Source organism: Synechococcus sp. HIMB2401 (genome assembly GCF_042883245.1).
In the GTDB taxonomy this organism is placed as follows: Bacteria; Cyanobacteriota; Cyanobacteriia; order PCC-6307; family Cyanobiaceae; genus Parasynechococcus.
This window is the reverse complement of sequence record NZ_JBDJKK010000002.1, coordinates 515,480-536,825: the sequence shown is the minus strand read 5'-3', so window position 1 is coordinate 536,825 and position 21,346 is coordinate 515,480. Positions and strand designations below refer to the sequence as shown.

20 protein-coding genes and 1 tRNA gene are annotated in these 21,346 nt (G+C 64.4%); 12 read left to right on the top strand and 9 right to left on the bottom strand.

Annotation, left to right across the window (positions count from 1 at the left end; genetic code table 11):
• Positions 1–38: 38 nt before the first annotated feature.
• Entirely contained in the window at positions 39–1,601 is a 1,563-nt protein-coding gene (gene purH / locus AAXE93_RS07600) for a bifunctional phosphoribosylaminoimidazolecarboxamide formyltransferase/IMP cyclohydrolase (RefSeq protein ID WP_390129649.1), read from the bottom strand.
• 56 nt (positions 1,602–1,657) lie between these two features.
• Between purH and AAXE93_RS07595 the strand changes: the two genes are divergently transcribed.
• The gene (locus tag AAXE93_RS07595; RefSeq protein WP_390129647.1) at positions 1,658–2,230 is read left to right on the top strand and encodes an alpha/beta hydrolase; all 573 of its coding nucleotides are present in this window, start codon (positions 1,658–1,660) and stop codon (positions 2,228–2,230) included.
• Here AAXE93_RS07595 and AAXE93_RS07590 read toward each other — a convergent pair whose 3' ends face one another.
• Positions 2,231–2,599: a DUF3155 domain-containing protein gene (locus AAXE93_RS07590; RefSeq protein WP_011363271.1), complete on the bottom strand. Its 369-nt coding sequence runs from the start codon at positions 2,597–2,599 to the stop codon at positions 2,231–2,233.
• A gap of 340 nt (positions 2,600–2,939) precedes the next feature.
• On the opposite strand from AAXE93_RS07590, the gene AAXE93_RS07585 reads away from it, so the two are divergent.
• A complete protein-coding gene (locus AAXE93_RS07585; protein ID WP_390129643.1) occupies positions 2,940–4,061 on the top strand; it encodes a sensor histidine kinase in 1,122 nt (373 codons plus the stop codon).
• On the opposite strand, the gene cobS is transcribed toward AAXE93_RS07585, so the two are convergent.
• Entirely contained in the window at positions 4,021–4,791 is a 771-nt protein-coding gene (gene cobS, locus AAXE93_RS07580; protein WP_186494440.1) for an adenosylcobinamide-GDP ribazoletransferase, read from the bottom strand. The genes AAXE93_RS07585 and cobS overlap by 41 nt on opposite strands.
• Positions 4,792–4,820: 29 nt before the next feature.
• Between cobS and tgt the strand changes: the two genes are divergently transcribed.
• Positions 4,821–5,939 (top strand): tRNA guanosine(34) transglycosylase Tgt, encoded by a 1,119-nt coding sequence (tgt, locus tag AAXE93_RS07575; RefSeq protein WP_390129639.1) that lies wholly within the window; start codon positions 4,821–4,823, stop codon positions 5,937–5,939.
• 31 nt (positions 5,940–5,970) lie between these two features.
• Positions 5,971–6,114 (top strand): photosystem II reaction center protein K, encoded by a 144-nt coding sequence (locus AAXE93_RS07570; RefSeq protein ID WP_025362038.1) that lies wholly within the window; start codon positions 5,971–5,973, stop codon positions 6,112–6,114.
• 4 nt (positions 6,115–6,118) lie between these two features.
• Here AAXE93_RS07570 and AAXE93_RS07565 read toward each other — a convergent pair whose 3' ends face one another.
• The gene (locus tag AAXE93_RS07565; protein WP_390129637.1) at positions 6,119–6,853 is read right to left on the bottom strand and encodes a WecB/TagA/CpsF family glycosyltransferase; all 735 of its coding nucleotides are present in this window, start codon (positions 6,851–6,853) and stop codon (positions 6,119–6,121) included.
• A 48-nt stretch (positions 6,854–6,901) separates the two neighbouring features.
• Here AAXE93_RS07565 and AAXE93_RS07560 point away from each other — a divergent pair, with 48 nt between their 5' ends.
• Positions 6,902–10,078: a glycoside hydrolase family 15 protein gene (locus AAXE93_RS07560; protein WP_390129635.1), complete on the top strand. Its 3,177-nt coding sequence runs from the start codon at positions 6,902–6,904 to the stop codon at positions 10,076–10,078.
• 15 nt (positions 10,079–10,093) lie between these two features.
• Here the strand turns inward: AAXE93_RS07560 and AAXE93_RS07555 are convergent, their stop codons facing one another.
• From AAXE93_RS07555 to AAXE93_RS07540, 4 genes are all read right to left on the bottom strand, one after another.
• Positions 10,094–11,101: a Gfo/Idh/MocA family protein gene (locus AAXE93_RS07555; RefSeq protein WP_115081544.1), complete on the bottom strand. Its 1,008-nt coding sequence runs from the start codon at positions 11,099–11,101 to the stop codon at positions 10,094–10,096.
• Positions 11,102–11,138: 37 nt separating this feature from the next.
• Complete coding sequence (locus tag AAXE93_RS07550) at positions 11,139–12,422, bottom strand: hemolysin family protein (protein ID WP_390129631.1); 1,284 nt, start codon at positions 12,420–12,422, stop codon at positions 11,139–11,141.
• Positions 12,423–12,435: 13 nt separating this feature from the next.
• Positions 12,436–12,508: transfer RNA gene (locus AAXE93_RS07545), tRNA-Ile, on the bottom strand.
• Positions 12,509–12,520: 12 nt separating this feature from the next.
• On the bottom strand, positions 12,521–13,021 hold the full coding sequence (locus tag AAXE93_RS07540) for a hypothetical protein (protein ID WP_390129629.1): 501 nt from the start codon (positions 13,019–13,021) through the stop codon (positions 12,521–12,523).
• Positions 13,022–13,077: 56 nt separating this feature from the next.
• Between AAXE93_RS07540 and pyrE the strand changes: the two genes are divergently transcribed.
• Positions 13,078–13,650, top strand: a complete 573-nt coding sequence (gene pyrE / locus AAXE93_RS07535) for an orotate phosphoribosyltransferase (RefSeq protein ID WP_115081541.1) — start codon at positions 13,078–13,080, stop codon at positions 13,648–13,650.
• A complete protein-coding gene (locus tag AAXE93_RS07530) occupies positions 13,647–14,441 on the top strand; it encodes a glycine cleavage T-protein (protein WP_390129625.1) in 795 nt (264 codons plus the stop codon). The genes pyrE and AAXE93_RS07530 overlap by 4 nt, the downstream gene beginning before the upstream one ends.
• Here AAXE93_RS07530 and AAXE93_RS07525 read toward each other — a convergent pair.
• Positions 14,423–15,898, bottom strand: coding sequence for a TM0106 family RecB-like putative nuclease (locus AAXE93_RS07525; RefSeq protein ID WP_390129623.1), 1,476 nt, complete (start codon positions 15,896–15,898; stop codon positions 14,423–14,425). The two genes, AAXE93_RS07530 and AAXE93_RS07525, sit on opposite strands and share 19 nt — an antisense overlap.
• A gap of 53 nt (positions 15,899–15,951) precedes the next feature.
• Between AAXE93_RS07525 and AAXE93_RS07520 the strand changes: the two genes are divergently transcribed.
• The 5 genes from AAXE93_RS07520 (at position 15,952) to AAXE93_RS07500 (ending at position 21,342) form a co-directional block, all read left to right on the top strand.
• The gene (locus tag AAXE93_RS07520) at positions 15,952–17,415 is read left to right on the top strand and encodes a phosphoglucomutase/phosphomannomutase family protein (protein ID WP_390129621.1); all 1,464 of its coding nucleotides are present in this window, start codon (positions 15,952–15,954) and stop codon (positions 17,413–17,415) included.
• The gene (rdgB, locus tag AAXE93_RS07515; RefSeq protein WP_390129619.1) at positions 17,412–17,993 is read left to right on the top strand and encodes an RdgB/HAM1 family non-canonical purine NTP pyrophosphatase; all 582 of its coding nucleotides are present in this window, start codon (positions 17,412–17,414) and stop codon (positions 17,991–17,993) included. The genes AAXE93_RS07520 and rdgB overlap by 4 nt, the downstream gene beginning before the upstream one ends.
• Before the next feature lie 69 nt (positions 17,994–18,062).
• A complete protein-coding gene (locus tag AAXE93_RS07510; protein WP_390129617.1) occupies positions 18,063–19,100 on the top strand; it encodes an SAM-dependent methyltransferase in 1,038 nt (345 codons plus the stop codon).
• A complete protein-coding gene (locus AAXE93_RS07505) occupies positions 19,100–20,155 on the top strand; it encodes a Glu/Leu/Phe/Val dehydrogenase dimerization domain-containing protein (RefSeq protein WP_390129615.1) in 1,056 nt (351 codons plus the stop codon). The genes AAXE93_RS07510 and AAXE93_RS07505 overlap by 1 nt, the downstream gene beginning before the upstream one ends.
• Positions 20,152–21,342, top strand: a complete 1,191-nt coding sequence (locus tag AAXE93_RS07500; protein ID WP_390129613.1) for an FAD-dependent oxidoreductase — start codon at positions 20,152–20,154, stop codon at positions 21,340–21,342. The genes AAXE93_RS07505 and AAXE93_RS07500 overlap by 4 nt, the downstream gene beginning before the upstream one ends.
• The last annotated feature ends 4 nt before the right edge of the window (positions 21,343–21,346 follow it).

Below are 21,346 nucleotides of genomic sequence, written 5' to 3'. Positions count from 1 at the left end.
GTGCCGCGAGGCTAGGGGGCCGGCGGCCCCCACCAGCGTCAATGGAGGAAATGGCGGCGCCCCGTGAGCTGCATCGCCAGGCCGAGCTCATCGCAAGCTTTGATCGAATCGGAATCGCGCATGCTCCCACCGGGATGGATCACGGCGGTGATGCCGTGGCTGGCGGCCAGACGCACCGTGTCGTCAAACGGGAAGAAACCATCACTGGCCAGAACAGCCCCCTGGGCTTTGTCACCCGCAGCCTCCAGCGCAATCCGCGCTGAGCCCACACGATTCATCTGACCAGCACCCACACCGAGGCTCTGGCCATCCTTGGCCACAACGATGGCGTTGGAGCGAACGTGACGCACCAAGCGCCAGGCAAATTCCAGGTCCTGCTTTTCCTGCGGCGTGGGCGGCCGCTGGCTGGCCACGGTCCAGTCGGCCGGGGTGATCGCCTGGTCATCGAGGTCCTGAACCAGGAGACCACCCAGGATGCTGCGCACGTGATCGGGGCCGGCCAGGTCAATGGCCTGCGGAGCCAGCTCCAACAGGCGCAGATTGGCTTTGGCCGCCAGCACCTCCCGTGCCTCGGGCGTGAAGCCCGGTGCCACGACGCATTCCAGAAACAGACTGGTGAGCTCACGGGCCGCCGTAGCTTCCACCACACCATTGATGGCGATGATGCCGCCGAAGGCACTCACCCGATCGGCATCCAGGGCACGCGTCAGTGCAGCAGGAATCGAAGCTCCGATCGCCACACCGCAGGGGTTGGTGTGCTTGACGACCACGGCGGCAGGCTGCAAGGCCGGAGCGGAACCATCGGCTCCGTAGCCGAACTCCCGCACCGTGGCGAGAGCCGCCTCGAGATCCAAGAGGTTGTTGGTGCTCAGCTCCTTGCCCTGCAGCTGAATCGCACCACCCCAACCCTGTTTGGGATGGCTGAACCAACGCGCTTTCTGATGGGGATTTTCTCCGTACCGAAGGGTCTGCCGCAGCGGCACCGCCTCCAGCCAGGGGCTGTCTTCTGCAGCGGTTTGGTCGGCCATCCAGCGGCTGATCGCCGTGTCGTACGACGCCGTGTGCTGAAACGCTTCCAGGGCCAGTTGGCGCCGCAGCTCCGAAGGCACGCTCCCGCCCGACTCCGCCATGGCGGTCAACAGACGGTCGTATTGGTCAGGGCTGGTGAGAACAGCCACATCAGCATGATTTTTGGCGGCCGCCCGAACCATGGCGGGGCCTCCGATGTCGATGTTCTCGATCGCCTGATCCCAGGTGACGTCAGGCCGAGCAATCGTCTCGCGGAAGGGATAGAGGTTGACCACCACCACATCGATGGGGGCGATGTTCTGCTGCTCAAGATCAGCCTGGTGGGACGCGTCACCCCGCTTGGCAAGAATCCCGCCATGCACCCTTGGATGGAGCGTTTTCACACGACCGCCAAGAATTTCTGGAGCCCCGGTGTGCTCCGACACACGGGTCACCGGAAGGCCGGCCTGCTCGAGCACCTTGGCCGTGCCCCCACTGGAGAGCAGCTGATAGCCATGGGTCCGATGCAGGGCCTCCGCCAAGGGCACCAGCCCGGACTTATCGGAAACACTCAGCAGAGCGACAGGAGCCATCGAAGGGTCGTGACTGGGTCGTGAGCCAACCTACGCAGCAGTGATGCTCATGCCCCATGGATGGCCGGCTGGTGCTGCTCCACGGCTGGGGAGCCAACGGAGAGGATCTCAAACCCCTGGGCGATCGCCTGGCGGGCGAGTGTTCCAAGACCCTTGATGTGGTGTACCTGGAGGCTCCTGAGCTCCATCCCGACCAACCGGGAGGGCGTCAGTGGTACGGCCTGTTCCCAGCACAGTGGGATGCCGTGCCCGCGGCCGTTGAGCGCCTCAAGGCTCAACTTCAGAGCCTGAGCAGCTCAGGCCTTGGACTCGAACGAACGGTGGTGTTCGGCTTTTCCCAGGGGGGAGCCATGGCCCTGGAGGGAGGCTGCGCCCTTCCGATCGCAGGGCTGATCAGCTGCAGCGGCTATCCACACCCCAACTGGGCTCCGCCCCAGCAACACCCCCCTGTGTTGCTGATGCATGGTTCAGACGATCCCGTGGTGCCGTTCCAGGCCATGCAGTCGATCGCTGCGCAGTTGCAGCCCGATCAATGCCAGACAATTCCATTCAAAAACGGCCACACCATCCCTGATGAGACGGTGAAGCCGATGCTGATGTTTATCGAGCGTGTTCTGGAGAACGCCTGATCAAACGAAGGCGTATTCGTACTCCTCCATTTCCTCCCAATCATCAGCGCCAAGCTCGAGCCCCTCGAAGAGCTTGTCTTCACCAATGGAATCAACAATCGTGCGCAATGAGGGGAAGAGGAAATGGTTCTCTTCGGCGTATTGGGCGCTGAACAGACCTTTCTCACCCCAGAAGAAGCGGTCGGTGGTGTGCTCATTGCGGCGCACATTCAGCAACGCCGGAGGCACCAGTCCACCCTCAGCGATGTAACGACGAGCGGCCGTCACGGGCTTGTACTCACCGGTTTCGAGGTGATGGGTTGGCACATGGGCCAGGACCCGCTGACCTGCCAGGCGACGACGGCTAATGCGCTTGCGCTTCTTGGACATGGAAGGGCTCCGGTACGAAAGGAAGAACGGGGTGGATCGTCAGAACAAACAGGTGCCGTCGGCGCGAAAACGCCAGACGCAAGGGAAGCGTCGGGGCAATTGCAGACACACCACAATCACCGGCAGGACACCAACACCCAAGCGGGAACCAGCGGAGGACACTGCAACCTCTGCTGTAGCTTTGGTTGCGAAGCAATTGCAACCTTTGTGAGAGCTGGCGGACGTCTGTTCACGGTGAACAGCGCCTCGGTCGATATGAGGATCTTAAGACTTTTCCCAGATTTTTCAAGTCCCCCTGGCGCAGGCTTGCCCAAGCACCTGAATTGATCGTCCGGAACTGATGCAGCTCACCGATCGATTCTTCGATTTCACCGATCAACAGCTGGCTGATCTAACCGCCAAAGAGGGCATCCAACATCTGGGGCTGTACGTCAGTGCGCCACCCAATCAGCAAGGCCCGCCACTGCTGCTGATCCGGCAATGGTCAGCCAATGAACGATCGCTTCCCCCTGCCGACGCAGACCCGAACCTGCGCCTGCCGAACGAGAGTCGGCGCTGGTACCCCCTCCAGGATGCCGGTCTGATCCTGGGAGCCCTGCGCGCGGACCTGGATCCGCAGCGGAGCTGGACGCTGACCCTGGACCAACGGATGCGGCGCAGTGCCGCCGCCATCAGCCACGCACTGGGGCGTGACCTGGAATGCCTGCAACTTCGCCAGGAACTCAGCCAACAAAACGAGCAGCTGCGCACCCTCGTGCATCAGCTGCGCAATCCACTGGCTGCCCTGCGCACCTACGCCCAACTGCTGCTGCGGCGGCTCGAAGCCGACAGCTCCCACCGTCCACTCGTGGAGGGAATGCTCTCGGAACAACGCCAACTCGGCCAGTACATCGACGTGCTCGATGGCCTCGGGCAACAACGTCTCCCCGAACAGGACCCCCTTGGCCCCACCCTGTTGCCCCCCGGGCCTGCCGAAGGTGAGGCCACCATGCAAACCCTGCTGATACCTCTGCTGGAGCGGGCGGAAGCGACGGCAAGCCTGCAGTGCCGCCCCTGGCGGGGACCAGACCTGTGGCCCCAGTGGCTTGATCAACCGTCCCAGGACGGAACGATCGCGGAGATCGTCGCCAACCTCCTTGAGAATGCCTTCCGTTACAGCCCAGCGGGCTGCAGCGTGGGGCTATGCCTGTTGCCCGATGGGCTATGCGTCTGGGACAACGGGCCGCCGATCCCCCTGAAGGAGCGCGACCTGATTTTCGAGCGGGGAGCACGGGGGTCCACCGGACAGGACCGGGCGGGCACCGGACTTGGGCTCGCCCTTGCACGCTCCCTGGCGGAGCAGCAGGGCCGCAAGCTCACGCTCTGCGTGGAGCCTTCCACAATCGCTCCGGATCTGCCCGCTCAGGGCAATGCATTCGTCCTCAGCTGGCCGGCAGGAGCAAGGCCAGACCCAACAACGTGATCATCTCGGTGAGCACAAGAGCTGCTCCATAGCTGTCACCGGTGTGCCCCCCCAATCGTCGCCCAAGGCTCTGGGCGACAAGGATCGCCACCACGCCCCCCAGGAGAAGGGGCATGGCCCCCACCCAACCGGCCAAGAGAACCACCACCAGAAGTGAGGGCAAGGCATCCCAGAGCGGCCTGCCGTGCTCGCGATGAAACGCTGCGGTTCCATCAGCGCGGAGGTAGTCGAAACGTGCCATGGCCCAGAGCGGCGCCACCCGGGCCCAGAACGCCGCCAGGCAGAGCCCGAGCGGGGCCTGCCCCCCCAGCTGGATCAATGCCGCAACCTGCAGCAGCAGCACCATCACTAGAGCCAGCACACCACTGGCGCCCACCCGGCTGTCCTCCATCGCCTCGAGCCGCCGCTCCGCTGGCGCCCCGAGGCCATCCGCCGTGTCGATCAGGCCGTCGTGGTGCAAGCCACCACTGAGCTGGATGCCGAGAGCCACCACGCAAAGGGCACAGGCCGCCGGAGGCCAGGAGAGCCTGGACAGACCAATCCAGAGCAGCCCCTGCAACGCACCGATCAGCAGCCCCATCCAGGGGGCGAAGCGGGCAATGCGCTGAAACGAGGGCTGCGGCCAGGGCCATGCGGGCAGCACCGTGTAGAAGATCCAGGCTCCCGCCAGATCGGAAAGCCAGGGCGGAACGATCCTGGGAATGGCGCGAGGGATGCAATCGGCCCTCACCGTAGGGTCAATGCAGAGGCGGATCAGTCGTGTTCGGCTTCGAGATCAACGCGCATTGCGCCAACACATCAGCACGGTGCGGCACCTTTGAGACCCCGCATGGGCCGGTGCACACACCACGCTTCATGCCGGTGGGAACCCTGGCCACCGTCAAGGGCATCAGCACGGAGCAGCTCGGGCGCACGGGAGCCCAGATGGTGCTCTCGAACACCTACCACCTGCACTTGCAACCGGGGGAGGAGATCGTGGCGGCGGCCGGTGGCCTGCACCGGTTCATGGGCTGGAACGGCCCGATGCTCACCGACTCCGGCGGCTTTCAGGTGTTCAGCCTGGGGGACCTGAACAAGATCGATGACCGTGGGGTGGTGTTCCGAAACCCCCGCGATGGACGCACCATCGACATGACCCCGGAACATGCCACCCAAATCCAGATGGCCCTCGGGGCGGATGTGGCCATGGCCTTCGACCAGTGCCCGCCCTATCCGGCGACGGAGAACGACGTCATCGATGCCTGTCGCCGCACCCATGCCTGGCTCGAGCGCTGCGTCACAGCCCACACCCGCGAGGATCAGGCGCTTTTCGGCATCGTTCAGGGCGGCTGCTTCCCCCATCTGCGGCGGGAGAGTGCCATGGCCGTAGCCTCCTTTGATCTGCCGGGCATTGCCGTCGGTGGCGTCAGCGTTGGTGAGCCCGCTGAGGAGATGCATCGCATCGTGCGGGACGTCACGCCCCTGCTTCCTTCACACAAACCGCGCTACTTGATGGGCATCGGCACCCTGCGCGAGATGGCCATTGCCGTTGCCAACGGGATCGACCTCTTCGACTGCGTCCTGCCCACCCGACTCGGCCGTCATGGCACCGCCCTGGTGGGCGGTGAACGTTGGAACCTGCGCAATGCACGCTTCCGCCACGACCACACTCCCCTGGATCCGAGCTGCTCCTGCGTGGCCTGCACCGGTCACACCCGGGCCTACCTGCATCACCTGATTCGCAGTGAGGAGCTTCTGGGCCTCACGTTGTTGAGCATTCACAACATCACCCATCTGGTGCGTTTCACCTCGGCCATGGCACAAGCGATTCGCGACGGCTGTTTTTCAGAGGATTTCGCTCCCTGGAAGCCAGACTCGCCAGCCCATCACACGTGGTAGCGTCCAGCCCAACGCCTTTTTGATGCAAGGGATGGCCGCCTTCACCCTCGACCTGCTGGCACAGCTGCCCGAGGCCTATCAGGCCTTCTCTCCGCTGATCGACATTCTCCCGTTGATCCCAGTCTTCTTCCTGCTCCTCGCCTTCGTTTGGCAGGCATCTGTGGGCTTCCGCTGAAGCCTCAGCCCAACCGGATCACCTTCAAAACAAACGCTGGTAGCGAAAGCATGCGTCGCCAGCGCGAAGGCTCCTGAATGAGCCGATACAGCCACTCAAGCTGCATCCGACACATCCAACCGGGAGCACGTTTTTTGGTGCCGGCCCAGACGTCAAAACTGCCGCCGACACCCATCCACAATCCAGGCTGGCCGGCCGCCACGCGTTCGGACCAGGTTTCCTGGCGCGGCACCCCCAGGGCCACCAGAACGAGATCAGGCTTCAACTCCTTGAGCTGAGCTTCAACGCCCGGCCAGGCCTCGGGAGCTTGATAACCATCCACCGCGAGAGCCAGGTTGAGCCCACGGATGCATTGCGGCAACTCCGCGCGCAGCGTTGCCATCACCGCAGGTGATGCACCAACCAACGCCACACGCCATTGGTGGGCGGCGGCGTACTCCAGCAAGGTCCAGGCCAGTTCGATGCCGGCAGTTTTGACAACCCGGATCTGCTGACTGCCCAGGGCCCAGACCACTCCCGCACCATCAGGGATCACCAGATCAGCCGTTGCGATCGCCTGACCCAAGGCTGCATCGGCCCGGGCCGACATCGTCATCTCAGCGTTGAGGGTGACGATGCGTCCGCCGCCCCGGGCATGCAGACCGAGTGCAGCAGCACAGACATCACGGCAGGCATCCACAGGCACGCCGAGCACCTGGCAGCGGCGACGGTCATCGGGGGCGGTGCTGACAGAGTCCATGGCCATGGGGCTGCGTTGGAGAATTTAGGGGCGGTAATGGATGAGGGCATGGTTGTGACGACGACGAAAACCCTTCCGCAGAACCACGCCACGACCCTTCAGCGTCTGGATCAATCCATCCAACGGGTGGTTCTCGATCGGCAGGACCCGATCAGCGGCCTGCTCCCCGCCAGCACCGCGCACACCATCCATGGAAACTACGGCGATGCCTGGGTGCGGGACTGCGTCTATTCGGTGCAGTGCGTCTGGGGACTGGCCCTGGCCCACCGCCGTGAGCAGGGGCAGAACAGCCTGCGCGCCTGGGAGCTGGAGCAGCGGGTGGTGGCCCTCATGCGCGGCCTGATGCGCTCGATGATGCGGCAGGCCGAGAAGGTGGAGCGCTTCAAAGAGAGCCTTAACCCCCTCGACGCCCTTCACGCCAAATACGACAGCTGCACCGGCGAGCCAGTGGTGGCTGACGACGCCTGGGGGCATCTGCAACTCGATGCCACCTCCCTGTTTCTGCTGCAGCTGGCGCAGTTGACCAGGGGCGGCTGCGCGGTGGTGCAAAGCCGTGATGAAGTGGATTTCCTCCAAAATCTGGTGCACTACGTCGCCAGGGCCTACCGCACTCCCGACTACGGGATCTGGGAACGGGGCGACAAAGGCAACCATGGTTTGCCGGAGCGCAATGCCAGCTCCATTGGCATGGCCAAAGCCGCCCTGGAGGCCCTGGATGGGGTTGACCTCTACGGCCCCCATGGCGACGGCAGCTGCATCCTGCTGATTCCCCAGGGGGCCATCGCACGGCTCCGGCGCGCCTTGCAAGGGCTCCTGCCGCGGGAATCCGCCAGCAAGGAAGCCGACAGTGCCTGCCTCTCGGTGATTGGTTATCCCGCCTGGGCCGTAGAGGATGCCGCCCTGGTGGAGCGCACCGGCCGTCGGATTCGACGAGAACTCGGCGGGTCCTACGGCTACAAACGCTTCCTCCGGGATGGTCACCAAACGGCGGTGGAAGACGTCAACCGCCTGCACTACGAACCGGAGGAGCTCGCCGCCTTTGAAGGGATCGAGTCGGAGTGGCCGTTATTTCTGGCCTTTGAACTGGTCACCGCCTGCTGCGAAAGACGCTGGGACGAGGCCCGGCAACTGCACAGCCAGCTCAAGACGCTGGCCGTTGAACAGGACGGCGAACGTCTCTACCCCGAGCTCTATCAGGTGCCGGCCAGTGCCGTCGATCAGGAACGGCTCAATCCAGGCAGCCAGGAGCGGGTGGCCAACACCAACCTGCCGCTGATCTGGACCCAGAGCCTGGTGTGGCTCGGGGAAATGCTGCTGGACGATCTGATCCGTCCCGAGGATATTGACCCCTGTTGCCGCAGGGAGCCGCAGCCGCTCGGCGCCGACAGTGTTCTTGTGGCGATGGCTGCGGAGACGGATGACGTGCGCCAGGCGCTGCTGGCCGCCGAGGTGCCAATCGACCCAACCTCAGTGATTTCCGTGCAGTCGTCCGACGAGCTGAAGCAACGGTTGAAAGCCGCCGGCACCAATTCGCGGCTTGAGCTCACTGGGCGCCCCGGGCACCGGGTGGAAACCGAGGACACGGCTCGGGTCTACCGCCAGGACGGCGCCATCAGTGTGTTCACCCCGTCCGTGCTGGAAGACGTCAGCAGCTATCTGGCCGATGACCCGGAGGAGCTCCTGGAGACCGTTGTGGACGAGCTGCATCTGCTGCAACGACACTGGCGCGGCATGGGACATCCCCTTCTGGTGATCCCCATTCGCGACGCAGCACTGCAGCAGCACCGCGACGTCATCCTCAAACTGGCCCGGCAACTCGGCAGCGGCGTCATTGAAAGCATCCCCGTCCGCTTGGGCTGCCTCAGTGAACTGGTGGATCAGGCGCAGGAGGTGCAGCTGCCGCCGCTCCAACAGAAACCGGTTCCATGCTCCGAGCCAGCCAAGCCGCTTCTGCGCGACGCCACCGATCTGCGGGATCTGACCGCCGCAGAGGAGCAGGAGCTGGATGACACACCGATCGAACAATTGAGCCAGCGCCTCTGGAACAGTGCGCTGCTCCATGAACAGGCGGAAGTGCTCGAGTTGCTGCAACGGCGTCTTGGCCCCCAGGGGATTCAACGCAGCCCTGAGGGCCATCCGGTGGCCCTGCGCACCCTGCTTGAGGAGGTCTATCAACGGGGCTTGCGTTGTGAAGACTGGAATGTGGTGCGGCGCTGTGCTGGCGCCATGGGAATGGTGCATCCCCAACTCGAAGATGCCCTCACCGATCTTCTCGTGCGTCAGAAACAGGTGGTGGTGGGGCGCAACTACACCGGCGACTCCCGGCTGCGTCAGCCGATGGACAGTGCCGCCATCGCAGAGCGGATTGAAACCACCAGCGGAATCGACGGCCGTGAACGCATGCTCGAACAAGAACTCCTGCTCGCCCTCGACAGCGTGGCGCGGCGGGAGCCAGCGCTGCTGAAGGGGAGCCTCACCCTGCAGCTGGGGCAGCTGATGCTGCTGCTGACATCAGAGCTGGCCGTGGAGAAAACGCTTAGTCAGGACGAAGCCTTTGAAGCCCTCTGCAGCGAAGCACCCCATGCGATTCGCAAGCGCTTGCGCGCCGTGCTCGCCGATGTGGACCATGCCAGAGCAGCCCTGCAACGCGGCGAACAGCTGCACGTGAGCGGCCGGGTGCAGTGGTCAGTGCCTGACCCCTTGGAGGAAACACCGGGGGGTGGGGACTGGCTTCAACACCGCATCCGCCTGGGTTCCTTCCAGAAAGTTCCCCGCGATTTCTATGCCGGGATCTGGTCGCTGCTGCAGCACTGCCGCGGCCTGGTGATTGGCGACAAGCTGGAGCGGCGCAATCGCCTCAACAGCAGCCTCATCCTCGAGAAGACGCCAGGGGAGCGCAATTTTGCCGCCCAGGTCGACCATTTGCTCAGTCGGATCAAGGCACCGGAATACCGACAACTCTGCAGCGAATGCCTGCTTTCGCTGATGGCCTTCGTCGAAGCCAATCCAGAGGTGCGCTTCGAGGATGACCTGGCCCTCGACGTGGTGATCGGTCATGCCGTCAGGGTGGGCTGGCAGCAGAGCCATCCCTCTCTTCATCCAGAGAACTACCCGCAACACAAGGCCCAGGCCTGGGGGCAGTTTTATCGGTCCTCACCCGGTGACTGCCGCCGCTGGCAGGTCACGGCGTTGCGGGAACTGGCCGAAGAGCAGGGGCTGGTGTAATCCCAGTGAAAGCCCTCAGATCGGTGCGCACAGGGGCGCTCCCGTATCCGGATGTTCAACGGCCTGCTCGATCAGGTCTGCCAATTTGAGAGCCCGCGAGGCCTGAAGACCATCCACCGCAGGGGTCTCGCGGCCGCGAACGCACTGCAGAAAGTGCTCGAGCTCGGCATAGAGCGGTTCGATCGAGGTGGTGCTCACCTCCTCGATGAAGCCATCATTCCGATACAGCAGCTCGCCGTGATCAGCGGAATACCACTCGTGAGCCCGGCGATGAATATGCAGGGTGTGGTTGAGGAAGTCCGTCTCCACCAGGCTCGAACGGCAATGGGCACTGAGGCTGCGGATTTTTCGGTGGCTCATCTTGCTCGCCGTCAGGCTGGCCACAACACCGTTCTCGAAACCCAACGTGGCGTTGACGTAATCGATCGGGCCTTCGGCACTGCGACCACCGGCAGCGGCAAGCCGTACCACCGGTGCCTTTGCCAGCTCCAGCACGAGGTCGATGTCATGGATCATCAGATCCAGCACCACAGAGACATCATTGGCACGATCGGAGTGGGGGCTGTGGCGACGGGCCTCAAGAACCACCACCTCCTCGTTGGCCACCACCTTGGTGAGCTCACGGAAGGCAGGGTTGAACCGCTCGATGTGGCCCACTTGCAGCAGACACCCCGCCGCTGAAGCGGCCTCGATAAGTGCTGTGGCCTCGTCCTGACTGGCCGCAATCGGCTTTTCAATCAGAACGTGCACACCCGCACGCAGGCAGGCCAGACCGACGGGATGGTGCAGCAGCGTGGGGACCGCGATGCAGACGGCCTCCACCTCCGAGAGCATGGCGTTGTAGTCGGCGAACCAGCGGCAGCCGAATTGCTCAGTGGCGAGCTTGCCGCGCTCAGCATCCGGATCCGCGACACCCACCAGATCGGCATCCCGCAGAAGGCTGAGCACCCGCGCGTGGTGCCAACCCATGTTGCCGATGCCGATCACCCCTACCTTGACTGGGACCATGGGGTCGGGAGACATCAGCGCAGGCGGTCGATTGGGGGAAGACTATCGGCCTTCAGTCGGAATCTTCCTCTGAGCTGGGGAGAACAAGCCGGACCCGCTCGATCCGCGGCCCGGCCATGGCTGTGATCTCGAACTGCAGGCCGTTGAAATGAAGACCTTCCCCCGCGGACGGAATGTGCTGGAGCCGCTCCAGCAGGAAGCCCGCCAGGGTGTGATGGTCATCGGCCTCGGGCAGATCGAGATCGAGCTGTCGATTGAGCTCGAAAATCTCCAGATCTCCGGCCACCAGCCAGGCACCGGGGCAGTCCTTCTCTTCGAGCAGATCCGGTTCATCGGTCTCGGCGGGATCCTCATCACCAACGATTTCTCCGGTGAGATCAGCTGCGGTCACCAGACCCTCGGTGCCGCCGTGCTCATCCACCACCAGCAGGAGCGGCTGACCGCTGCGGATCATCGGCAGCAGTTCCGCCAACGTGCAGGTCTCCAGCACGGGCACCGCAGGCTGGAGATACGGCTCAAGCAACGAATCGGCTTGGAGCTCACCCCGTGCGATCGGTTCGGCCATCTGACGCAGATCCAGCACGCCACGCACGTCATCCAACGACTGGCCGATCACCGGAAAGCGGGCATGACGGGTGTGGTGCACGGCCTCCATCATTTCCGCAAAACGGACCGTGGCCGGCAGAGTGACCATCCCAGAGCGCGGCACCATCACCTCCCGCACCTGGGTGTCCCTCAGGGCGAAGACACCTTCCAGGATGTTCTTCTCATCCGGGAACAACCCCGTGACCCGTCCAGACTCCACAAGGGTTTCCAGCTCACCAGCGGAAAGGGCTGGCACCAGCACATCCCATTGGGGAGCCAGGCCAAGCAGGCGCATCAACAGACCCGCCAGCGCCTCAAGCAGATTGAGCAGTGGGGCTAGGCAGCGCATCACCACCTCCAGCAGCGGCACCAGGCGAAGCGCCGAGGATTCCGGACGGTTCAACACCCAGGCCTTGGGCAGCAAACCAGCCACCAGCGTGGCCAGCAACACGATGCTGAGGAACAAGGCTGTGTCGCGCCAAGCGACACCCACAGACCCATCCGACCAGAGCCGCCCCCCCAGACCACGGCCAGCCCAGCCAAGGGCCACCAGAGCAAGGGTTGCACCCAGTTGAGACACCAGCAGAGCGCGCCGCAGGCGTCGCTGAAGACGCTGGATGGAACGGGCCCCGGCCTGCTCTTCCTCAACGAGCACTTCAACGCGACTGGGGCGTAGCCGCAGCAGGGCCACCTCTGCAGCCGCGAAGAAGGCCGGCAGAATCAGCAGAACAGCCAGCAGAAGAAGCCGCATCAACAGGGTGGAATGGGGGTCGCGAGGATCGAACTCGCCTTAGGCGAATTATGAGTTCGCTGCATTCACCAGATTGCTAGACCCCCATGGGGAGAGTGTTACCACAGGGGAGTCACGCCGGGGAAGTGATCGTCTGAGGGCGCATCCTGCACGGCTTCGATGGTCTCGGTGGCCGCCAGGCTGCCGTTGAAACCGCTTGAGATATCCATGGTTCGCATCGGCAGCGGCGGACTCTGCTCCTCCAACAGCGCTCCCGTCGTGTTCTGAAGTGCAGACCCATCCCAGATCAGCGTCTGGTCGGGGAAGCCAAATCCCATGACCCGATTCCCCTCGATGCCGCCAACTGCGATCCCCAGAAAATCGGTCAATTGATGCAGGGGGTCCACGCCCCGGGCCATGGGCGAGGTCCAGGTGTAGAAGCGACGGTTGACCAGCTCACTGGTGGTCTCCGTGGGGTGGCACACCGTGACTTCGACGGGAGCACCACCACTGCCGGGCATAGGCGCCTCAACACTGGTGGTGCAGACCAACGGACCCGCCAACACCGATGGGCCGGCGAGCAGGAGCAGGCTCGAACCAAAGAACGACCGCAGCAGCACCGGATGAATCAGCTCTAAGCGCAAACTAAGGACATCTGCGAAGCGCGGCCAGCCCCATGTCTGAATCGTCGAGTGTCCCGACTGAGCGGGAGCAACTGCTGAACCGTCTGGCCACCCTGGCCTACCGACGCGGAGACTTCACCCTGGCTTCAGGCCGCAAGAGCGAGCACTACGTGAACTGCAAACCCGTGAGCCTGAGCGGTTCCGGCCTGGCGCTGATCAGCCGGGCGATGCTCACCCACGTGGAGGCCGATGCGCTGGCCGTGGCTGGTCTCACCCTCGGAGCAGACCCACTGGTGAGCGGTGTTGCCATGGCCGCCGCCGATCGAGGTCGGGAGCTTGATGCGCTGATCGTGCGCAAGGAAGCCAAAGGCCACGGCACCGGTGCCTGGCTGGAGGGTCCGCTCCCTGCCCCTGGGGCACGCATCACCGTGCTGGAAGACGTTGTCACCACAGGAGGCTCATCCCTCAAGGCGGTTCGGCAGCTGCGCGACGCCGGCTACAAGGTGGAGCGGGTCGTCACCATCGTCGACCGGGAAGAAGGGGGTGACGCTGCGATGACGGCTGAAAATCTTGAACTGATCAGCCTTTTCAAGCTGTCTGAAATCGCCGCCTTCACGCCGGCATGAGCAAGTTGTTTTGGGACGCCAAGGTCCCCTGGCTGCGCTTGAACGGCAGCGGAGCACGCCAGTTTCTTCAGGGGCAGACCAGTGCTGACCTCAACGCACTCCAATCCGGGGATTTGCTTCAGACCTGCTGGCTGACCGCAACGGGACGCTTGCGGGCCGTGCTGGAACTTCGTTTCGATGCAGAAGGGGCCGATGTGATCGTTCTGGCGGGAGAGGCCTCTGCCGTTCACGCTGGATTTGATCAGGTGATCTTTCCAGCCGATCGGGTTCGCCTCCAACCCCTGGGCCAGTTGCGCCGACTGCAGTGGCTCGAGCCCATGGCTGCAGCCGTGTGGTGCGATACGGATGTGCCCCTGCCAGAACCCTGGGCATCAGGGGAAGCAGCCACCGCGACGGCTCTGGAGCAATGGCGGCTTCAAAGCGGATTCCCCCCGGGCCCCGGTGAACTCAATGGCGAGACCAACCCCCTGGAGCTTGGGCTCATCGCTCAGGTCAGCACGGAGAAAGGCTGCTACCTCGGCCAGGAGACCATGGCCAAACTCATCGGCCAGGCAGGGGTGAAGCAACAGCTGCGCTGTTGGAGCTGCCCCAGTCCGCTGGCGGCCGCCGCCAAGCTCACGCTGGATGGCGAGCGAGCCGGGGTGATCACCAGTGCGCTCGAACGCGATGGCACTTGGCTTGGGCTGGCCCTAGTGCGCCGCCAGTGCCTGGCCAGTCCAACGCTGGAAGGTCCCAACGGAGAACAGCTCCAGATCCGTCAACCTGAGGCGTTTCAGGATCCCGACGCCTGATCCTGTTCAAGCAACCAGTCGGCTACTGCCCAGGTGGCCAGGCAGTCGTCGCGGTTGTAATCGAAGATCCAGCGCAGCCCGTGTCTGGTGCCGCGTCGATCGGGCCCCTCTCCCTGCCACTGCCGCCACCAGAGCAGGGCCCTGGCCCCATCCACACCGGCCTGACTCCATTGGAACCCCTGCCAAACAGCCACGGCCTTGAGGCCATAACTGGCCAGGGGTAGGCGCCAGTGATGTCTGACCCGGGCATGCACATCCACCAACCGCTGACGAAGCTGCAGCACCTCGGCCTCGGCAGCACCCTGCCGCTCAGCCATACGCCTTAAGGCCAGGCTTTCTGTCTCCCCGTAGTGGAGGATCGGCCAACCCCGATAGCGATTCAGCAACCGCTGCAAACGAAGCCAGCAACGGGCTTCACCATGCTCAGCCAGGGCCAGGATCGGGTGATACGCCACGGATGCCAGATCCCAATTTCCGCTTTTGGTTCTGGGCAACACCAGAAAACCGTGAAGGAAGTCGTGACGGGCGTCGGGATCGGATTCGATGTCGTAGAGCAGCACACCAGGACAATCCTGCAGTTCCGGCAGTGCCGCTGAGGCATCCAAACGCTCCACCCGTCCATCCCGCTGCGCCCGGGCCTGAGCCACCAGGGATGCGGCCACCTCACCATGCTGATCCCCAAAACGTTGCAGCTGCTTGGCGAGCTGCAACGGATCAGCCCCGGCGAGATCGGACAAGCCGCGAATCCCAAGCTCCAGCAACATCTCGCGCCGCTTGGCGCCGATGCCGCTGACCTCGCTCAGATGCCCTTCCTCCACCGCCACGGCATTGCAGGCGACACGCCAGCTGCAAAGTGAGCACTTGCGCCGGTCAGCGGCCAGCGGAGGAGGAACCGGGCTCTCGAGGTCAGAGCGCAGTTTGCGCAGCCCCTCCGACAGCTGTCGGCGCAGACCACTGGAGAGATGCAGCCGCTCCTGTTCCAGGCGCCGGCCACCACCGCCGAGCACCAGCATCGACGGAACGTCCCCCTGCTGATGCTGCTCAAGCAACAAGGCCATCAGTGCCAGCGGCAGCTGATGTTCCCGGGTGGTGCGGCGGCCCTGACGGGCCAGCACCGGTTGATAGACGAAGTCACCCCAGCGGCTCTTCCCCTTGACCCGCCGCAGCAGTGGAGGGTGTGCCTCCAACGGCTCACCGGATGGGCCAAGCCCCTTCAGGCGCAGACCCACCACGGCCTCGGCTCCGGCAGCACAGGCGGCGATGCCATGGCCAGGCTTGCGGGGCAGCAAGGCCACAAAACAGCGCTGCTGGTCGTCCAGCAGCAGATTGCGATGGGCCGTCCAACGCCGCTCGGCAGGATTCCCGTGGCGATCGAGCCAGGCCTTGCGACGGCAACGCAGCCAACTGCGCAGCAACCGGTCGGTGAGAGCGTTGGCGGCAGCCGGGGTGTCACCCATCCGCCGACCCTACGGCTGCCAGCTGCTAGATCCACTGAAGTGCAGGCTGTGCCATGGCATCGGCTCCCCTCCCCCTGAGTCCAGCTCCGATCAAGTTCGGCACCGATGGCTGGCGCGGGATCACCGGCGTCGACATCACGGTTGAGCGGTTGTTGCCCGTTGCCGCTGCCGCGGCTCAGGAGCTCGCCCATCGCGCCCCCGAGGGTCTCAACAGCCGAACGGTGGTGATCGGTTACGACCGGCGCTTTCTGGCTCCAGAACTGGCGGAAGCCATCGCGGCCGCTGTGCGGGGTTGTGAACTGGAACCCCTGCTCACCGAAACCGCTGTGCCCACGCCGGCCTGCAGCTGGGCCGTGGTGGAGCGCAAAGCCCTGGGAGCGTTGGTGATCACCGCCAGTCACAACCCACCTGAATGGCTGGGGCTGAAGATCAAAGGACCCTTTGGTGGATCGGTCGAGGGAGACTTCACGGCCGCAGTCGAACGACGTCTGGCGGCCGGCGGCATCACGGCACCAATCAAGGCGGAAGTCCCCCGGTTTGATGGGCGCGGCGAGCATCTGGAAGGGCTGCGCCGCAAGTTGGACCTCAGTGCCCTGGTTGATGGCCTCAAGGCCATCAACCTCAAGGTGATCGTCGATCCGATGCATGGATCAGCCGCCGGCTGTGTGACGGAGCTGCTCGGTCCTGAAGCCGCTGGCGTTGTGGAAGAGATCCGCAGCGACCGTGATCCCTTGTTTGGCGGTCATCCACCGGAACCCCTGGCGCCCTACCTCGGGGCGTTGATCGCGGCCGTGAAAGCCTCAATGGCCGCCGGGACTCCTGCGGTGGGATTGGTGTTCGACGGCGATGGTGACCGCATCGCTGCCGTGGATGAAACCGGCCGGTTCTGCAGCACCCAGCTGCTGATGCCCCTGTTGATCGATCACCTGGCCCGAGCCCGCCAGCTGCCGGGCGCCGTGGTCAAGACCGTGAGCGGCTCGGATCTGATGCGGCTGGTGGCGGAGGCCCAGGGACGCAAGGTTTTGGAGCTCGCGGTGGGCTTCAAGTACATCGCCGCAGAGATGCTGGCCGGGGATGTGCTGATCGGCGGAGAGGAATCCGGTGGCGTGGGCTTCGGCATGCACCTGCCCGAGCGGGACGCCCTGTTCGCGGCGATGCTGGTGCTTGAGGCCCTGGTGGAAGGGAAGCAACCCCTGGGTGCGCGTCTGGATGCACTCCAGCAACAACATGGAGGCAGCAGTCACTACGACCGACTCGACCTGCGCCTGGCCGACATGGAGGCACGCCGACGGCTCGAGACACTGCTGGACCAGAGCACGCCCTCGACCGTCGCCGGCGCAGACGTGCTGGAAGTGATCAGCACCGACGGGATCAAACTGAGGATGGGGCCGAACCACTGGCTGATGCTGCGCTTCTCCGGCACGGAACCGCTGCTGCGGCTCTACTGCGAAGGGCCGGATGCCGAGCGGGTGAACGAGGTGCTCGCCTGGGCCCGACATTTTGCGGAGGCCGCATGAAGACCCTTGTGATCGCCAGCGGCAACGCCGGCAAGATTCGTGAATTCCAGGGTCTGCTGCAGGCCCTGCCCGTCAGCGTGCAACCCCAGCCAGAAGGCTTGGAGGTGGAGGAGACGGGCACCACCTTTGCCGCCAATGCCCGGCTCAAGGCTCAAGCGGTTGCCGCCGCCACAGGGGAATGGGCCCTGGCCGACGATTCAGGCCTCAGCGTTGATGCGCTTGATGGCGCTCCGGGTGTTCATTCCGCCCGCTACGCCCCCACCGACCCGGAACGCATTGCCCGGCTGCTGAAGGCCCTGAACGGCTCAGACCAACGCCAGGCCTATTTCTGCGCCGCGCTCTGTGTCGCCGCCCCAGACGGCACGATCCTGCTGGAGGTGGAAGGCCGCTGCGACGGCTTGATCACGGGCGCACCCCGGGGAGATCAGGGTTTCGGCTACGACCCGATCTTCGAAGTTGCTGGAACCGGCCGCACCTTCGCGGAGATGCCGTTGGCGGAGAAAAAGCAGCACGGCCACCGCGGCAAAGCCTTCAGCCTCCTGGAACCCATGTTGCGCCAGTTGCTCGAAGCAAGCTGAAGAAGAACCACGGATAGGAAGGCTCTCGGGGCATGGTCTGTACGGTGAGGCCTGCCGCTGACGAGGTCCATGGCCATCGCCATGACCACGGGTTACAGCGCGCAGACCGAGGGTGCTCTTCTGTGCATCGAAGCCGCCTCGGACTGGGCCCTGACTTGTGTGAATCAACTGGCTGTCGCTGACAGCCATGTCCTGATCGATTACGGAGCTGCCGACGGCGGCACCGCCGTTGGGCTCTGGAACCAGGTACTAGATCGCCTGCATGCCAACCAGCCGAAGGCCCACCTGACGCTGATCGGCAACGACCTACCGAGCAACGACAACATCGCTCTGGCGAACAATCTGGCCCTGCAGATCCCCCGGGATCCGAAACCAACGGTGCTGGTGAGTGCCCGCAGCTTCTACGAGCCCTCCGTGGCGCCGAACTCGGTGAGCTTCGGTTTTTCCGCCACGGCCATGCACTGGCTAAGCGCCTCCCCCGGCCCCCTGAACAGCCACACCCATGTGCTGGCGTCCGGTGATGCCGACGCACTTCAGCGCTTCACCGCCCAGGCGATGAAGGACTGGAACTACATCCTCGAGCTGCGCAGCCGCGAACTGAAAGTGGGCGGGCGCCTGCTGACGGTGAACCTCTCCCGTGATGAAGCAGGGCTCTATCTCGGCCAAAACGGCGGCGAAACCCGCAACGTGCACGACCAGCTGCACCAGATCTGGCGGGGCATGGCCGAGGAAGGCCTGATCAGCCAGGAGCAGTACCAACAAGGCACGGTTCTGAACTTCTACAAGTCCCCCGAGGAGTTCATGGCTCCGCTGAAGGACGAGAGCAGCGCCGCCTACCGCAACGGCCTGCGGCTGGTGGACGAGCGCACCGTTTACGTGAAGTGCCCTTACCGACGCCGCTGGAGCGAGAACGGTGACACCGCGACGTTCGCCGCCGGATTGATGGCGACGATCCGCAGCTGGAGCCGCCACAGCTTCGCCAGTGCTGCCGGCGACACCGCAGCAGACACGGTGTTCGAGCGGCTGCAGCAGCGCATCGCCGAAGCTCCCAGCGAATGGAGCCTCGACTACGTCGAACACCACCAGATGATGGAGAAGGTGGCCTGATGAGCAGCGGCAAGAAAACAGCGCCGACCGTGTCGGTGCTGGCGGAACACGTCTCCGATCACCTCTCGGTGTTCGTGGTGGCGGAAGACACCGATGCCAAGCGCCCCGCCAACGGAGGCCTGCGGGTGCTCAATTACCCCAGCGACGAGGCCTGCATCGCAGACGGCCAGCGACTGGCGGGATTGATGACCCACAAGCACGATCTTTACGGCACCGGCTTCGCCGGCGGCAAGATCGTTGCCCGGGCCGCTGAACCCGATGCCGTCAAGGATGAGCTGATCAGCGTCACCGCCGAGCTGCTGGAGTCGCTTGACGGCGCGATGATCACCGGCTGCGATCTCAACACCAGCCTGGAAGACATGGAGCGTCTGACGGCGCTCACCCCCCATGTGCTGGCGGCGGTCGGCAGCCCTGTGGACGCCAGTACCGCCACCGCCCACGGCACCCTCGGCGCTGTGGAGGCCGTTCTGGACAAGGACCTCAACGACGCCCGCCCCGGCCGGGCCCTCGTGCACGGCTGCGGTGCCGTTGGTGGCACCGTTGCCCGCCATCTCGTCGCGCACGGTTGGACCGTGTTCACCGTGGATCTGGACCGAGAAAAAGCCAGTTTTCCTGGCGCAACGCCGCTGCCGGAGAGCTGCGCTTGGTGGGAACTGAACCTTGACCTGCTGCTGCCCTGCTCGATCTCCGGGTTGATCAACGCCGAAATGGCGTCGGCGCTGAAAACCCCCGCCGTGGTGCCTGCCGCCAATGCCCCCTTCCAGCAACCCCAATTGGCGGATGACCTGCGTCGCCGCGGTGTGCGGGTGCTGCCGGACCCCCTGGTGAATGCAGGAGCTGTGATCGCCGACTCAATCGAGCGGTTCTCCCCCGACGCCTGGAAAGACGCTGGTGCCAAGGACGTCTATGCCTTCGTTCGCGATGAGGTGCGCCGACGGGCCAGCGAGTATCTGAATCAGCGCGAACAGGGCCTGTCTGTGGGTGCAGCCCTTGAGGAGGTGGCTGCAACACCTTCCACCGAGCCCATCGGCCTCAGCTTTGGAGAAAGCGAATGAGCGCAACAGCGTCCCTGCCCAGCCGGGCAGCCGTCGTGATTGTTGGCGGCGGCATGGCCGGCCTCAGCTGCGCTGCATCCCTGGCCCGCCGTGGCGTGCGCGATGTGGTGCTGCTGGAAGCTCAGACCCTGGCCCACGCCAAAGCCAGCAGCTATGGCGAAACCCGGATGTTCCGGGAGATGTATTCCGACCCGGTGCTCTGCCGTCTCGCCCAGGAGGCCAACCGCCTCTGGCGCGAGGAAGAAAACCACGCCGGTCAGCAACTGCGGGAGACCCACGGCCTACTCTTTTACGGCGAAAGCTGGGATGAAGAGACGATCGAGGGGTCGATCCCTGGGGCCCGACGGGTCATGGACGATCAGGGCATCCCCTATGAGGCCCTCAACGCCGACCAGATCGCGGCCCGTTTCCCGCTGAAGCCGAAGCCGGGCTTCACAGGACTTTTCGAGCCCACCGCCGGCGCCGTGCGTAGCGACAGGGTCGTGGCCCACTGGATCAACACCGCCCGCAATGCCGGCCATCAGCTGATCGAGCACTGCCCCGTAGCGGGCCTCGATGCCGATGGCGGTGGCGTCACCCTGGAGAGCGGCGAACACATCGCCGCAGGACAGCTGGTGGTGGCCTGCGGGATCTGGAGCCAGCTGTTACTGGCCCCTCTGGGCCTCTCACCCAAACTGGAGGTATGGCCCATGCTCTGGGCTCACTACACGGTCGACCCGGCACTGGCCGATCGCTACCCCCAGTGGTTCTGCTTCCAGCAGGAACGCGGCGATGACGGTGGCCTCTACTACGGATTCCCCGTCCTCAGCCAAACGGCGGATGACCGCCCCCGGATCAAGGCGGGCATCGACTGGGCTCCGCGGGAGCTGCGCGTCGCCGAACCCAACGCCATGGTGACCGAGCCACCCGCTCGCCTGGTGGAACTACTCGACACCTTCCTGTTCAACGAACTGGAGGGTGTGCAGGAGCGGGTGGAGACCGTGATCAGCCCTTACTCCATGGCCAGCGACGTGAACTTCGTGCTGGACCGGCTCACCCCGAAGCTGAGCCTGTTCGCAGGAGGCTCCGGCCAGGCCTTCAAGTTCGCCCCCCTGATCGGTGATTCCCTGGCACGCCTGGCCAGTGGAGAGCAACCAACGGTGGATCTCTCCTGCTGGAGCCACCAACGCGCCGCCGTCCGCGCCTGACCCC

What these genes read in the sequence shown, in the direction of transcription:
- AAXE93_RS07590 (WP_011363271.1), bottom strand. Translation starts at nt 2,599, where the DNA reads ATGTCCAAGAAGCGCAAGCGCATTAGCCGTCGTCGCCTGGCAGGTCAG.
- AAXE93_RS07550 (WP_390129631.1), bottom strand. Translation starts at nt 12,422, where the DNA reads ATGCGGCTTCTTCTGCTGGCTGTTCTGCTGATTCTGCCGGCCTTCTTC.
- AAXE93_RS07560 (WP_390129635.1), top strand. Translation starts at nt 6,902, where the DNA reads ATGGTTGTGACGACGACGAAAACCCTTCCGCAGAACCACGCCACGACC.
- AAXE93_RS07530 (WP_390129625.1), top strand. Translation starts at nt 13,647, where the DNA reads ATGAGCAAGTTGTTTTGGGACGCCAAGGTCCCCTGGCTGCGCTTGAAC.
- AAXE93_RS07565 (WP_390129637.1), bottom strand. Translation starts at nt 6,853, where the DNA reads ATGGACTCTGTCAGCACCGCCCCCGATGACCGTCGCCGCTGCCAGGTG.
- AAXE93_RS07585 (WP_390129643.1), top strand. Translation starts at nt 2,940, where the DNA reads ATGCAGCTCACCGATCGATTCTTCGATTTCACCGATCAACAGCTGGCT.
- purH (WP_390129649.1), bottom strand. Translation starts at nt 1,601, where the DNA reads ATGGCTCCTGTCGCTCTGCTGAGTGTTTCCGATAAGTCCGGGCTGGTG.
- AAXE93_RS07595 (WP_390129647.1), top strand. Translation starts at nt 1,658, where the DNA reads ATGGATGGCCGGCTGGTGCTGCTCCACGGCTGGGGAGCCAACGGAGAG.
- AAXE93_RS07500 (WP_390129613.1), top strand. Translation starts at nt 20,152, where the DNA reads ATGAGCGCAACAGCGTCCCTGCCCAGCCGGGCAGCCGTCGTGATTGTT.
- AAXE93_RS07505 (WP_390129615.1), top strand. Translation starts at nt 19,100, where the DNA reads ATGAGCAGCGGCAAGAAAACAGCGCCGACCGTGTCGGTGCTGGCGGAA.
- pyrE (WP_115081541.1), top strand. Translation starts at nt 13,078, where the DNA reads ATGTCTGAATCGTCGAGTGTCCCGACTGAGCGGGAGCAACTGCTGAAC.
- AAXE93_RS07555 (WP_115081544.1), bottom strand. Translation starts at nt 11,101, where the DNA reads ATGTCTCCCGACCCCATGGTCCCAGTCAAGGTAGGGGTGATCGGCATC.
- rdgB (WP_390129619.1), top strand. Translation starts at nt 17,412, where the DNA reads ATGAAGACCCTTGTGATCGCCAGCGGCAACGCCGGCAAGATTCGTGAA.
- AAXE93_RS07520 (WP_390129621.1), top strand. Translation starts at nt 15,952, where the DNA reads ATGGCATCGGCTCCCCTCCCCCTGAGTCCAGCTCCGATCAAGTTCGGC.
- AAXE93_RS07525 (WP_390129623.1), bottom strand. Translation starts at nt 15,898, where the DNA reads ATGGGTGACACCCCGGCTGCCGCCAACGCTCTCACCGACCGGTTGCTG.
- AAXE93_RS07510 (WP_390129617.1), top strand. Translation starts at nt 18,063, where the DNA reads ATGGCCATCGCCATGACCACGGGTTACAGCGCGCAGACCGAGGGTGCT.
- AAXE93_RS07570 (WP_025362038.1), top strand. Translation starts at nt 5,971, where the DNA reads ATGGCCGCCTTCACCCTCGACCTGCTGGCACAGCTGCCCGAGGCCTAT.